This window comes from Flavobacterium circumlabens, from assembly GCF_004345565.1.
Lineage (GTDB): Bacteria > Bacteroidota > Bacteroidia > Flavobacteriales > Flavobacteriaceae > Flavobacterium > Flavobacterium circumlabens.
In genome coordinates this window covers 21,480-35,503 of the sequence record NZ_SLWA01000002.1, presented here as the reverse complement: position 1 = coordinate 35,503, position 14,024 = coordinate 21,480, and the positions used below count along the sequence as shown (strand labels likewise).

Genomic DNA, 14,024 nt, shown 5'->3' with positions numbered 1-14,024 from the left:
GTATAAACAAACGATTTATTTTGTATTTAGAAACACCTTTACTATCTTTCGCTCTGTTTAAAACAATAAACCTTATACATTTAAAATGTTAGAAGAAAAGAATGATAACCTGCAAGAAGCAGACGGAAAATCAGGAATCGAATTAACTGATTCTATACAAGAGGATGCAACTGAAACATCAGATTCTGAAGTAACAGCTGAAGACTCTGTTTCAAATACTGAAACTGAGCCAGAAAATACAGTTGAAGCTACAGAAACAGACCATCAGGAAGCATTAGATGCCATAACCAATTCAAATGCGGAAGAGAGTGAAGATGAGACGCTGAAAGAGCGCCATGATATTCCTATGCAGGATTATGATACTTTTTCGTTAGATGCACTTGTTGACGAATTGAAAAATCTTGTCCATACAGATAAAGCGATGTCTGTAAAAGATCATATTGAAGAAATCAAAAAAGCATTTTTATTACAATACAATCATTTGATTGAGGAAAAAAGAGAAGAATTTAATGCTTCTAAACAAGATCCAAATGAAGAATTTGAATACCATTCTCCGTTAAAATCTAAATTTGACGAATATTATAATGTTTTCAGAGAAAAAAGAAATGCTCATTTTAAACATTTACAAACCAACTTAAAATCAAATTTAGACAATCGCCTTGCTATTGTTGAAGAACTAAAAGAACTTATAAACCCGCAGGAAAACATCAAAGACACGCTTAAACATTTTAATGATTTAAGAGAAAGATGGAAAAATGCAGGACCAATTCCAAAAGACAAGTACAATCACGTTTGGAATAATTATCACTTCCATGTAGAAAATTTCTATGATTATTTACATTTGGACCGTGAAGCCAGAGATTTGGATTTTAAATACAATCTGGAGCAAAAACAAAAAATTATAACCCGCGTTGAAGAATTAGTAAATGAAACTGACATCAGTAAATCATTTAGAGAATTACAGGATTTACACAGAATCTGGAAAGAAGACATTGGACCTGTTTCGAAAGAACACCGCGATACGATCTGGAATAAATTTAGTGAACTGACTAAAAAAATTCACGATAAAAGGGAAGTTTTATTTGAAAGTCACAGAGCCAATGAGCAACAAAATCTGGAAATAAAAAAAGGTATTATTGCTACATTGGAAGTTTTAGGTACCGAAAAAGTAGGTTCTCACGCGCAATGGCTGGTTCAGATTCAAAAAGTAGAAGCCCTTAGAAATGAGTTTTTTGCTGCCGGAAAAGTTCCATCTGAAGTAAATGAGCAAACCTGGGCTGCTTTTAAAACTGCCGTTAGAAATTTTAATTCTTTCAAAAATTCCTTTTACAAAGACATTAAGAAAGATCAAAACGATAATTTAAATAAAAAAATGGCACTTGTGGCGAAAGCCAAAGAGTTACAGGAAAGTACCGATTTTACTGCCACTACTCCAATCATGAAGCAAATTCAGGATGAGTGGAAACAAATTGGCCACGTTCCTAAGAAATATTCAGATAAAATCTGGAAGGAATTTAAAGACGCGTGTAATCATTATTTTGACAAATTAAAAGAACATAAATCTGAAGAAAATGGTGATGAAGTAGCTGCTTTTGACAATAAAAAAGCCTATTTGGATATCCTTAGAGCTTATCAGCTTACCGGAGACCATAAAACAGATTTAGATGCTATAAAACTGCATATTGAAACCTGGAAAGGATTTGGAAAAGTCCCGTTCTCAAGACGTCACATTGAAGGAAAATTCAATAAAATCTTAGATGCTCTTTTTGAAAAATTAAGTTTGAGCAAAAAAGAAACGGAGATGATGCGTTTCTCTAACCGAATTGATTCATTATCCGAAAGTAATGACACGAGAAAGCTGGACAACGAGAAAATCTTCCTGATGCGTAAGATTGAAGAAGTTCAAAACGAAATTTTCCAATTAGAGAATAACATTCAGTTTTTTACGAATACTAAAAACGCAAAAAAAGAGAATTCCATTGTTCTTGAAGTTCGCAAAAACATTGCTATTCACAAAGAGAGCCTGGAAGTCTGGAAAGATAAACTAAAGCAATTACGTAATCTGAATCAATAGCAATTGTCAGGTTAAATAAACATAGCATTTTACCGCAAGGGCACGCTAAGGTTTATTTATACGTAAAATTCTAAAAAAACGCAAAGTTCGCAAAGCTACATAAGTATAAGCCTTGCGAACTTTGCGTTTTTAAGCGTAATATAAAAAACAAACCTTAGCGTGCCTCGCGGTTAATTCGTCTACTATCATTTCAACCTGAAACCCTAAACTTAACACTGTCCTTAACTTTCCTAAAACAATTCTGTAAAATATTGATTATATTTGATAGTACATTATTTACTGAAGATCAATTAATTAAATAATTCTAATAAATACTAATATGAAATTTACAAGAAAAGCAAATGCCAACTGGAAAGGAACGGGCATGGAGGGAACAGGAACTATAAGTACACAAAGTACAACACTGGATAAAGCTCAATTATCCTTTAAAACAAGATTTGCAGACGGCGTTGGAACAAATCCTGAAGAATTGGTTGCCGCAGCTCATTCCGGCTGTTTTACGATGCAATTAAGTTTTCTGCTAAACGAAGGAGGGTTTACGGCAGATGACCTGGCTACAGAAGCAACAGTAACTTTTGAAGACGGAACCATAACTTTGATCCATCTGGACTTGAAAGGAAAAGTTCCATCAATTTCAGCTGAGGAATTCGAAAAAACAGCTCTTAAAGCAAAAGAAATTTGTCCGATTTCCAAACTTTTAAATACGACAATTACACTTTCTGCTACATTAATCAGTTAAGGGACATACTTAAAAAAAAAAAATCCAAATTCCAATTATGCTGAGCATCTTTTGGAATTTGGATTTTTAAAATATTGTCTTTTTGTACAAAGAACTACATTGTAGCTTTCAAAGCTTTTGCTTCAGCTGTCATTTCTAATGCTTTATAAACCCCTAATAATGTTTTAGCAACATCTTCATTTTTAGGATCTAATTCATTTGCTTTTTTAAGGTAAGGAATCACTCCTTTAAAAACAGACTCTCTTTGCGCTTTTAACACATCGTAACGCTTCATATCTTTTGCAGAATTACCCAATTTATTCATTTCATCAATAATTGGTTTTTCAGCTTCTAATTTTAATGCGGCAAGATTAAGGTAAGCATTTGTATAACCTGGATTAATTTCGATCGCTTTCAAATAGTATTTTTCAGCGTCAGCAGGATTTTTTGCATTCCCGCTAATTACTCCAAGGTTGAATAAAAGATCCGCATTGTTTGGATCTTTCTGCAAAGCCTCACCCACTAATTTTTTGTAGGTATCAAAATCTTTGGTCTCAAGGTATAAATTTGCTTCTGTAAGCAACAAAGAAGAATCTTCCGGGTTTGTTTTTCTTGCATCGGCAATTGCTTTTTTAGCATCTTCGATACGACCTTTCTGAACTAAAATTAAAGCAAGATTTTTGTAAATCTCTCCTCTTTTAGAAGGAATAGCCTCTGTTTTAGGTTTTTCGTGAGTCCCTAATTTTACAGCTAAATCTCTTTCGTTAACCGTATTAAAACCGTCTTCGTTACCAGAAGCTTTATTTAAAGCTGTATAACTAGTCCCTTTTCCGGAGTAATTAATTTTTTTCAGCTCTTCGTACATTGGTAAAGCCAAATCATAATCCTGAGCATTTACAGATGTTGAAGCCGCATAGTACAAATTGATTGTATCCTTTTTATCTAATAAATAGGCATCATACAATTTTTTTGCTCCTTCAGCATTTTTGTTTGCCTGAGTATCTGCAATTGCTGAATTAATTAAATTTCCTTTAATCTGAGTAATTGAAGTAGCTGCCTGAGTAGAATATTTTAGCTTCCCGGATTCTTTTTCAACGTCAATTAACTTTTTATAACTCTCGGCTGCAAGAGACAAGCTTTTGCTTTCATCTACTTTTTTAGTAGCTAAATCAAGATAAGCATTCCCTTTTACAAAATAGTATTGTGCCTGTTCAACATCTTTGGCATTTACTACTAAATTTTCAGCATCTTTCAATATCGAAATTGCTCCTTGGGCATCTCCGTTTTTTAATGCTTTCTCTGCACTTTTAATCTGATCTTTTTGAGCAAAAGTAGCTACTGAAATCAATAATGCTGACGCAAGTATTACATATTTACTTTTCATAGTATTCAATTTGTATATTTAATTTTATTTTTTGTGGTTTTCTTTTATTCTTCAGATTCCTCTTCTTCTTCAGAATCATCTTCGTCTTCTGTTTCTTCATCAGAATCGTCGTCATCATCTTCAACTACAGTATCATCTTCAAGAACTTCCAGATCTGGTTTCACTCTTTCAATAGCTGATTCTATAACATTTCCGTCTTCATCAACAATAACTTCGGCTACATCATCTTTCATGACTTTTGTAACTGCAGCGATAGAATCTTTTCCTTTTAAGTTAATTAATCGAACCCCTTGTGTTGCACGACCCATTACACGTAAATCTTCAATTGCCATTCTGATAGTTAACCCTGATTTGTTGATAATCATCAAATCATCAGCATCTGTTACAGCATTAATCGAAATTAGTTTTCCTGTTTTTTCAGTGATGTTCAATGTTTTAACTCCTTTTCCACCTCGATTTGTGATTCTGTAAACATCTTCTCCGTCGTCGTCTACTAATTTGGTACGTTTACCGTATCCATTTTCAGTAACCACTAAAATTTGTGAATCGTTAACATCATCTTTATCAACAGTAACCATACCAATTACTTCATCGGTATCGTCTTTTAGTGTAATTCCACGGACTCCGGAAGCTGTTCTTCCCATCGGACGTGTCTTTGTTTCCTCAAAACGAACTAATTTACCGGATTTAACCGCCAAGATAATCTGGCTTTCTCCGTTAGTTAATTTCGCTTCCAGTAACTCATCCCCTTCTTTAATTGTAATAGCAGCAACCCCATTTACCCTTGGTTTAGAATATTTCTCCAGAGAAGTTTTCTTAACCTGACCTTTTTTGGTTACCATTACCAGGTTATGACTGTTGATATAATCTTTGTCTTTTAAGTCCTGAGTACAAATGAAAGCTTTTACTTTATCATCGCTTTCAATATTTACCAGATTCTGAATTGCTCTTCCTTTTGCAGTTTTACTTCCTTCCGGAATTTCGTAAACACGCATCCAGAAACATTTTCCTTTTTGCGTAAAGAACATCATATATTGGTGGTTGGTCGCAACGAACATATGCTCAAGGAAATCCTGATCTCTTGTTCCTGCACTTTTTTGTCCAACTCCGCCTCTGTTTTGAGTTTTGTATTCTGTTAAGTTGGTACGTTTGATATAACCGGCATGAGAAATGGTAATAACTACATTTTCATCGGCAATTAAATCTTCGATACTTACATCTCCACCGGAGTATTCAATTTGAGAACGACGGGCATCTCCGTATTTCTCACGAATCTCTTCCAGCTCTTCTTTAATCAGATTAGTTCTTAGATCCACATCAGCCAATAAAGCTTTCAAGTGCTCGATTAACTTCATTAATTCTTCATACTCGGCTCTTAACTTATCTTGTTCCAGTCCAGTTAACTGACGTAAACGCATCTCAACGATAGCACGAGCCTGTATATCGGACAAATTGAATCTTTCGATTAATTTTTCACGGGCTTCTTCCGTATTTTTTGAACCTCTGATGATAGCAATTACTTCGTCGATATTATCAGACGCAATAATTAAACCTTCTAAAATATGCGCTCTTTCTTCTGCTTTACGCAATTCAAAACGAGTTCTTCGAACTACAACATCATGACGGTGCTCAATAAAATAATGAATCATATCTTTTAGATTCAACATTTGCGGGCGACCTTTTACCAGTGCGATATTATTTACACTAAAAGAAGATTGTAATGAGGTGAATTTATATAAAGTATTCAAAACTACGTTTGGCGTAGCATCACGTTTCAGGATATAAACGATACGCATACCGTTTCTGTCTGATTCGTCACGAATATTCGCAATACCTTCAATTTTCTTATCATTAACCAGATCAGCCGTACGTTTGATCATTTCGGCTTTGTTCACCTGATATGGAATCTCGGTCACAATGATACATTCTCTTCCGTCAACTTCTTCAAAACCAACTTTTGCACGCATTACGATACGCCCTCTACCGGTTTTGAATGCTTCACGAACACCTTCATAACCATATATTATACCTCCCGTTGGAAAATCCGGAGCTTTAATATGTGTCATTAATTCGTCAATTTCAATATCGTTATTACCAAGATACGCTAATGTACCGTTGATAACTTCAGTTAAATTGTGTGGAGGCATATTGGTTGCCATACCTACTGCGATTCCTGTCGCTCCATTGATCAGCAAAGTAGGAACTCGGGTTGGCATTACTTTTGGCTCATATAATGTATCGTCAAAGTTCAATTGAAAATCAACTGTTTCTTTTTCGATATCTGCCATGATGTCTTCTGAAATCTTACGCATTCTGGCCTCAGTATAACGCATTGCTGCAGGACTGTCACCATCGACAGAACCAAAGTTACCCTGACCGTCTACTAATAAATAACGCATACTCCATTCCTGAGCCATACGAACCATTGCGTCATACACAGAGGTGTCTCCGTGTGGGTGATACTTACCCAAAACCTCCCCTACGATTCTCGCCGATTTTTTGTGGGCAGATCTTGAAGTTACTCCTAAGTCATACATTCCATAAAGAACTCTTCGATGCACTGGTTTCAAGCCATCTCTAACATCAGGAAGTGCTCTTGATACGATTACTGACATCGAATAATCGATGTAAGCTGATTTCATTTCATCTTCTATGTTAATAGGAATTAACTTTTCTCCTTCAGACATAAGTTGTTATATTAAATAATTATATTAGTTTCAAAGCGTGCCAAGATACGTTTTTTTGAAATTTTTTCAGCTATTTCCTTACACTTATTTCAATGATTTATTAACAACTTTATTTTAGCTTTTGGTTAATAAATTAAGCGTTTTTTAACGCTTTTATTGTCTTTTTTTTTGTCTCTTAGCTGTCATGAGATTCTGAAGGGTACGGTTTTTGTTTTTCATACAGTAATTCACTAAATTTACAATACAATTAATAATATTATGGATGATAATTTTTCACCAAGAGTAAAAGATGTTATTACTTACAGTAAAGAAGAAGCCTTACGTTTGGGTCACGACTTTATTGGTACTGAACATCTAATGCTGGGCATTTTGAGAGATGGAAACGGTAAAGCCATTCATATCCTCAATAACCTCGCTGTTGATTTAGATCATTTACGCAGAAAAGTAGAAGTACTGAGTCCAGCCAATCAAAGCGTTGAAATCAATGCCGAAAAGAAGAATCTTCATCTTACGCGTCAGGCGGAAAGAGCACTGAAGACCACTTTCCTTGAAGCAAAGGTATTCCAGAGCTCATCGATTAGCACGGCGCATTTGCTGTTATGTATCTTACGAAACGAAAACGATCCAACAACCAAGCTGTTGAATAAACTAAAAATAGATTATGACATAGCTAAAGAACAATATTTAAATATGACTCCAAGCGAAGAAGAATTCTTAGAAAACTTGCCAAGAAACGAATCGTATAATGACGATTCAGGACAAGATGACAGTCTGAAAGAAAGTAGTTTCAACAATCCCGCCAATAAGTCAAACAAAAAATCAAAGACTCCGGTTTTAGATAATTTTGGGAGAGATTTAACAGAAATGGCGGAAGAAGGAAAACTGGACCCTGTAGTAGGGCGTGAAAAAGAAATAGAACGTGTTTCTCAAATCCTGAGCCGTAGAAAAAAGAACAACCCGCTTCTTATCGGAGAACCCGGAGTGGGTAAATCTGCTATTGCAGAAGGATTGGCTTTACGTATCATTCAGAAAAAAGTGTCGCGTATTCTTTTCAACAAACGTGTGGTAACTCTTGATCTGGCCAGTTTAGTAGCCGGAACAAAATACCGCGGTCAGTTTGAAGAAAGAATGAAAGCCGTAATGAACGAGCTTGAAAAAAACGACGACATTATTCTTTTTATTGATGAAATACACACCATTGTTGGTGCCGGTGGAGCCACTGGTTCCCTTGATGCCTCAAACATGTTCAAACCTGCTTTGGCAAGAGGAGAAATCCAATGTATTGGAGCTACAACTCTTGATGAATACAGACAGTACATTGAGAAAGATGGTGCTTTAGAAAGACGTTTCCAGAAAGTAATAGTGGAACCAACTTCTGTTGAGGAGACTATTGCTATCCTAAACAACATCAAAGACAAATACGAAGATCACCATAATGTAACCTATACTCAGGAAGCCATTGAAGCTTGTGTTAAATTAACAAACAGATATATGTCTGAGCGTTTTTTACCGGACAAAGCTATTGATGCTCTTGACGAGGCTGGTTCTCGTGTACACATTACCAATATTGATGTCCCGAAACAAATTTTAGATTTGGAACGCCAGTTAGAAGAAGTGCGCGAAAATAAAAATATGGTTGTTAAAAAACAAAAATATGAAGAAGCTGCCAAACTTCGCGATGATGAAAAACGTATCGAGAAAGATTTAGCTGTCGCACAGGAACAATGGGAAGAAGATTCCAAAAACAACAGAATTGAAGTTACAGAAGACAATGTAGCCGACGTTGTTTCTATGATGACCGGAATTCCCGTAAACAGAATTGCACAAACAGAAAGCAATAAACTCGCTAAATTACCTGAATTAATTCAGAACAAAGTAATTGGTCAAAACGAAGCCGTTCTTAAAATTGCACGTTCTATTCAACGTAACAGAGCCGGACTTAAAGATCCTAACAAACCAATTGGTTCATTTATTTTCTTAGGTCAGACCGGAGTTGGTAAAACGCAATTAGCGAAAGTTTTAGCAAAAGAACTATTCGATTCTGAAGATGCATTGGTACGTATCGACATGAGTGAATACATGGAGAAATTTGCTATCTCCCGTTTAGTTGGAGCGCCTCCGGGATATGTTGGTTATGAAGAAGGTGGTCAATTGACTGAAAAAGTCCGCAGAAAACCATATTGCGTGGTGCTATTAGATGAAATCGAAAAAGCGCACCCTGATGTATTCAACATGATGCTTCAGGTTTTGGATGATGGATACCTGACAGACAGTTTAGGTCGCAAAATCGACTTTAAAAACACAATCATCATCATGACCTCTAATGTTGGTGCCCGTCAATTGAAAGATTTTGGACAAGGTGTAGGATTCGGAACTGCTGCTAAAGTCGCCCAGGCCGATGACAATTCAAAAAGCATCATTGAAAATGCATTGAAAAAAACTTTTGCTCCTGAGTTCTTAAACAGAATTGATGACGTTATCGTTTTCAACGCATTAGAAAAAGCGGATATTGATTTGATTATAGAAATTGAGCTTAAAAAACTATATTCACGTATTGCTGAATTAGGATATAGTTTAAGCCTTACTGATAAAGCGAAAGCATTTATCGCTGAGAAAGGTTTTGACAGACAATTTGGTGCAAGACCACTTAAGAGAGCTATCCAGAAATACGTTGAAGATTTGTTGGCTGAAGAAATCATAACTTCAAAAATACATTCAGGTGATGAAATCTTAATGGACCTGAAAGAAGATTCCCAGGAACTTTCGGTAGAAATACACAAAGCCGAGGAACCGACTAATCTATAAATTATTTTAAATTTATAACAAATATAATTTACCCGTTACGTTTTCATAACATAACGGGTATTTTTTTTAGATAAATTACTATCTTTAGTAAAAGCAAATAGCTATTTTTGGCTATTAAATTCTATAAAAACAAATAATAAAGTATGCTTCAAAACAAAGTCATTTTAGGTAGCGAAGAATGGTGCTCATTTCCAGAATTAGGAATCCCAACAATTAAAGCTCGTGTAGATTCCGGTGCAAAAACCTCGGCAATGCACGCTATAAACATAGCTCCTTTTATAAAAAATGATGCCAATTGGGTAAAATTTGATATTAATCCAATTCAGAATAATATCAAAACTATCATCCATTGTGAAGCTCCTTTGGTTGACAAAAGAATCGTAAAAAGCTCAAGCGGTTTTAGAGAACATCGTTATGTGATCCAGACTAACCTTAAAATTGGTGATGTAAAATGGCCAATAGAAATGACATTGACCAATCGTGATTCAATGGGTTTCAGGATGCTTTTAGGTCGTGAAGCAATGAGCGGACGTGTATTGGTGGATCCTGAAGAAAAATACTTATTAGGACAGCCGACTCCGGAAGCACTAAAAGAATTGTATCAAAATTCAGAAAAAGCAACATCCGGCTTAAGAATCGGACTTTTGGCCAGTAATCCTGAATTATACAGCAATAAAAGAATTATGGAGGCCGGTGAAATGCGCGGTCACGAAATGCATTTCCTGAATATCAAGGAATGTTATATGAAACTGGATGCCAAGACTCCTGAAATTCATTACAGAGGCGGAAAAATCCTAAATCAGTTTGATGCTATTATTCCGAGAATCAGGCCAAGTATTACCTTTTACGGTTGTGCTTTAACACGTCAGTTTGAAGCTTTAAAGGTTTTTTGTCTGAATTCGGCAACTGCCATAACACAATCACGTGATAAATTATATTCGCTGCAATTGTTGTTAAACAGCGGTGTTGATATTCCAACCACCGGTTTTGCCAATTCTCCCTTAGATACAGACAATTTAATCAAAATGGTGGGTGGTTCTCCGTTAATCGTAAAATTACTGGAAGGAACTCAGGGAAAAGGCGTTGTTTTGGCAGAAACGAAAAAAGCAGCAGAAAGCGTTATTAATGCATTCAAAAGTTTAAATGCAAACATTTTAGTGCAGGAATTCATCAAAGAAGCAAACGGAAAAGATATTCGTTGTTTTGTTATTGACGGAAAAGTAGTTGCAGCAATGCAGCGTGAAGCAATGCCCGGTGAATTTAGAGCCAATATACATCTTGGAGGAACGGCTTCTATTATAAAAGTAACTCCCGAAGAGAAAAAAATAGCTATAAAAGCCGCAAAAGCAATGGATTTAAAAGTGGCTGGTGTTGACATTATTCGTTCTTCAAAAGGGCCGCTATTACTTGAAGTAAATTCTTCTCCGGGTCTTGAAGGAATTGAAGGTGCGACTAATAAAGATATTGCGGGGGAAATGATCAGAGCAATTGAGAAAAACTTTAAGCTTATATAAACCAGTTCATTTAAACTTAATACCGAATAATTAATTTAGCAGCTTTGTCAGAGTTTACACTTTGACAAAGCTTTTTTTAAATTCAAAATAAAAATGACGTTAACCTTGATTCCTTATCTAGATATTATTGGCCGAAGTGCTGCGGTTTATTTTTTCATGACCATTGCCTTACGAATCTTCGGAAAAAAAGAACTATCGCAGCTAAATACAGCTGATATTATCCTGATTTTACTGATTAGTAATTCGGTTCAAAATGCAATGGTTGGTCCGGATACCAGTCTGTGGGGAGGTTTAGTTGCTGCTTTGGTGTTGTTTATAATTAATTTTGTCATAAAAAAATTAACCCACAGATACAAACTGCTCAATGATTTGCTTTTAGACAAACCTGAAATTTTAATTCACAACGGAAAATTAGATTTCAAATCTTTAAGCAAATTAGACATTTCTAACGACGAATTAAAAGAAGCGATGCGAGAACACGGATTAGAACACTTTACGGATGTAAAGCTTTGTATGCTCGAAATTGACGGTACCATTAGCGTAATTTCAGAAGACAAAAAGAATCTTAAGCAAACTCATTACAAGCGAAAACACAATCATAAGAATTTTAGAAAATAATTTAAATAAAAATTTCAATCTTTTAAAATTCCAAATCCCAAAAATGAAAGTATCGAATATTGGGATTTGAAATTTTAGAAGATTTAATTTCATTCTATTTCCTAAACAAAAAAGCTGGCTTCCAATAGAAACCAGCTTTTTTTATGCTGACAAAATGCGATTTTAATCACATTTCACAAATACCATTTTACTATTACATAAATAGACTTAAAATAAAATATACTAAACCAGCCAATAAAGCCGATATAGGAATCGTTAATATCCAGGCCCAGATCAAACTTACAGTTACCCCCCAACGAACGGCAGATACACGTTTTGTTAATCCAACCCCGATGATAGAACCTGTAATCGTATGTGTTGTACTTACCGGAATTTTTAAATGTTCTGTAAAATAAAGTGTCAGTGCTCCGGCAGTTTCAGCAGCCACACCTTCAAATGAAGTTACTTTTGTGATTTTAGATCCCATTGTTTTTACAATTTTCCAACCACCACTCAAAGTTCCTGCTGCAATTGCAGAATAACACGCTAAGGGAATCCATCCCGGCATTACTCCTTTTATACCTAAGTCATCGTTTGGCAACACAACATCTAACCAGGAGTCCATATGAACACCAGGATTGGTGTGAATATATACCGCTACAGCTGCAGCAATAATACCCATTACTTTTTGAGAATCGTTTCCACCATGTCCTAAACTAAAAGCTGCAGACGACAATAATTGCATTTTTTTCAAAGCAGCATCTGCCTGATGTAAATTTAAACTACTGAATATCAAACAAAATGCACTTACTGTTAAGATAATAAAGGCTACCAAAAACCATTTAATATTATGCGGATCGAAAGCTACACTCCAAAAATGAGATGCAAATCTTGGTTTATCGATTTCTTCATAAGGCACCATTAGACTGCTAACCAACCAAACGGTTGCTATCATTAGCACTACTGTAAATATTTTTGGACCAATAACTTTACGGGAAGCATTTAACAACCAGATTGAAATTAAATACGATGCCAACGCTCCTAACAATGGTGCTAAAACTATAAAAGCAATAATAATTAAAACTCCTGAAGGCATTCCGCCGTCCTTTCCTGCTTTATACCAGCTTACGATTTCGTACCAATAATGTGTAACTCCATCTTCGCCCATGTAACCTGAGAAACCGTGTACTGCTATAGCGTGAGCAACTGCTGCTCCTGCAAAACCACCAATCAAGGTATGAGAAGAACTCGAAGGAATTCCAAGCCACCAGGTCAATAAATTCCAACAAATCGCTGCAATAACACCGGCCAGAATAACAACCAGGTTAATTTCCATGGTATGCGCTGTTTTTGCAACAGTATCCGCAACACCAAATCCGAAAACCCAATAAGCCAGAAAGTTAAAAAATGCTGCCCAAAGTACGGCCTGAAAAGGCGTTAATACCTTTGTCGCAACAACTGTAGCAATAGCATTTGCCGCATCATGAAAACCATTGATGTAATCAAAAATTAAAGCTAATACTATAATAATTATAAGTAGCGTCATAAAATTATAACTTCAGAATGAAATAAATTAAATTTAAGAATGTTTTACAGAAATAGACTCCAGTATGTTTGCAACGCTCTTACACTTGTCTGTAGCTGATTCTAAAACAGATAAAACTTCTTTATATTTAATAATATTTTTAGCGTCTGTTTCGTTTTCAAAAATTTCAAAAACTGCTTTGTTATAAACGGTATCTGACTTGTTTTCCAGTTTATTAATTCTGGCACAAGCATCTTTAATAACTTTGAAATTATTTAAATTTCTCAATTCTTTTACTGCACTATCAATATTCTGACAAGCCTCAAGATTGATTTCTGTCATTTTTCTGATAGATTTTGTAATCTTGTCAACCTGATACAATCTCATTCTGCTGGCAGCACCATGCAAGTAATCGGCTACGTTATCTATAGAAGTGATTAATGTGTGAATGTCTTCTCTGTCAAACGGAGTAATAAAATTTCTACTCAATTCTAAATTGGTCTGACGCGTAATGTCTTCTCCTCTTTGCTCTAATTCATCAATTTTTTGAAAAAGAACTTCTCTTTCTTTTAATGGAAGATTTACAGCTTCGTGTAAATTAGAAGCCAATTCAATTAAATTGCTTGAAGCCTCTTCAAAAAGTGGAAAGAATTTCTTGTCTTTCGGCACTAAAAATTGGAAAATACTATTTATTGACATTTTTATATTTTTGATAGCGCA

9 protein-coding genes are annotated in these 14,024 nt (G+C 35.3%); 5 read left to right on the top strand and 4 right to left on the bottom strand.

Annotated features, from left to right (window positions below; translation table 11 throughout):
• Nucleotides 1-85 precede the first annotated feature (85 nt).
• Together EV142_RS04765 and EV142_RS04760 are read left to right on the top strand one after the other, a co-directional pair.
• Nucleotides 86-2,074 carry a DUF349 domain-containing protein gene (locus EV142_RS04765; RefSeq protein WP_132033258.1) on the top strand — a complete coding sequence of 663 codons (1,989 nt, stop codon included), beginning with the start codon at nt 86-88 and terminating at the stop codon, nt 2,072-2,074.
• Between the two features lie 319 nt (nt 2,075-2,393).
• Nucleotides 2,394-2,813 (top strand): OsmC family peroxiredoxin, encoded by a 420-nt coding sequence (locus EV142_RS04760; protein WP_132033256.1) that lies wholly within the window; start codon nt 2,394-2,396, stop codon nt 2,811-2,813.
• A gap of 94 nt (nt 2,814-2,907) precedes the next feature.
• On the opposite strand, the gene EV142_RS04755 is transcribed toward EV142_RS04760, so the two are convergent.
• Entirely contained in the window at nt 2,908-4,176 is a 1,269-nt protein-coding gene (locus EV142_RS04755) for a tetratricopeptide repeat protein (RefSeq protein WP_132033254.1), read from the bottom strand.
• Nucleotides 4,177-4,220: 44 nt separating this feature from the next.
• Entirely contained in the window at nt 4,221-6,863 is a 2,643-nt protein-coding gene (gene gyrA, locus EV142_RS04750; RefSeq protein ID WP_132033252.1) for a DNA gyrase subunit A, read from the bottom strand.
• Between the two features lie 258 nt (nt 6,864-7,121).
• Between gyrA and EV142_RS04745 the strand changes: the two genes are divergently transcribed.
• The 3 genes from EV142_RS04745 to EV142_RS04735 all read left to right on the top strand — a co-directional run bounded on the left by EV142_RS04745 (nt 7,122) and on the right by EV142_RS04735 (nt 11,800).
• Nucleotides 7,122-9,668, top strand: a complete 2,547-nt coding sequence (locus tag EV142_RS04745; RefSeq protein WP_132033250.1) for an ATP-dependent Clp protease ATP-binding subunit — start codon at nt 7,122-7,124, stop codon at nt 9,666-9,668.
• Nucleotides 9,669-9,811: 143 nt separating this feature from the next.
• Entirely contained in the window at nt 9,812-11,182 is a 1,371-nt protein-coding gene (gene rimK / locus EV142_RS04740) for a 30S ribosomal protein S6--L-glutamate ligase (protein ID WP_132033248.1), read from the top strand.
• A gap of 93 nt (nt 11,183-11,275) precedes the next feature.
• Nucleotides 11,276-11,800, top strand: coding sequence for a DUF421 domain-containing protein (locus tag EV142_RS04735; RefSeq protein ID WP_238698652.1), 525 nt, complete (start codon nt 11,276-11,278; stop codon nt 11,798-11,800).
• A 193-nt stretch (nt 11,801-11,993) separates the two neighbouring features.
• On the opposite strand, the gene EV142_RS04730 is transcribed toward EV142_RS04735, so the two are convergent.
• Together EV142_RS04730 and EV142_RS04725 are read right to left on the bottom strand one after the other, a co-directional pair.
• A complete protein-coding gene (locus EV142_RS04730) occupies nt 11,994-13,325 on the bottom strand; it encodes an inorganic phosphate transporter (RefSeq protein ID WP_132033246.1) in 1,332 nt (443 codons plus the stop codon).
• A gap of 33 nt (nt 13,326-13,358) precedes the next feature.
• Complete coding sequence (locus EV142_RS04725; RefSeq protein ID WP_132033244.1) at nt 13,359-14,003, bottom strand: DUF47 domain-containing protein; 645 nt, start codon at nt 14,001-14,003, stop codon at nt 13,359-13,361.
• Between the last annotated feature and the right edge of the window lie 21 nt (nt 14,004-14,024).

What these genes read in the sequence shown, in the direction of transcription:
- EV142_RS04765 (WP_132033258.1), top strand. Translation starts at nt 86, where the DNA reads ATGTTAGAAGAAAAGAATGATAACCTGCAAGAAGCAGACGGAAAATCA.
- EV142_RS04760 (WP_132033256.1), top strand. Translation starts at nt 2,394, where the DNA reads ATGAAATTTACAAGAAAAGCAAATGCCAACTGGAAAGGAACGGGCATG.
- EV142_RS04755 (WP_132033254.1), bottom strand. Translation starts at nt 4,176, where the DNA reads ATGAAAAGTAAATATGTAATACTTGCGTCAGCATTATTGATTTCAGTA.
- gyrA (WP_132033252.1), bottom strand. Translation starts at nt 6,863, where the DNA reads ATGTCTGAAGGAGAAAAGTTAATTCCTATTAACATAGAAGATGAAATG.
- EV142_RS04745 (WP_132033250.1), top strand. Translation starts at nt 7,122, where the DNA reads ATGGATGATAATTTTTCACCAAGAGTAAAAGATGTTATTACTTACAGT.
- rimK (WP_132033248.1), top strand. Translation starts at nt 9,812, where the DNA reads ATGCTTCAAAACAAAGTCATTTTAGGTAGCGAAGAATGGTGCTCATTT.
- EV142_RS04735 (WP_238698652.1), top strand. Translation starts at nt 11,276, where the DNA reads ATGACGTTAACCTTGATTCCTTATCTAGATATTATTGGCCGAAGTGCT.
- EV142_RS04730 (WP_132033246.1), bottom strand. Translation starts at nt 13,325, where the DNA reads ATGACGCTACTTATAATTATTATAGTATTAGCTTTAATTTTTGATTAC.
- EV142_RS04725 (WP_132033244.1), bottom strand. Translation starts at nt 14,003, where the DNA reads ATGTCAATAAATAGTATTTTCCAATTTTTAGTGCCGAAAGACAAGAAA.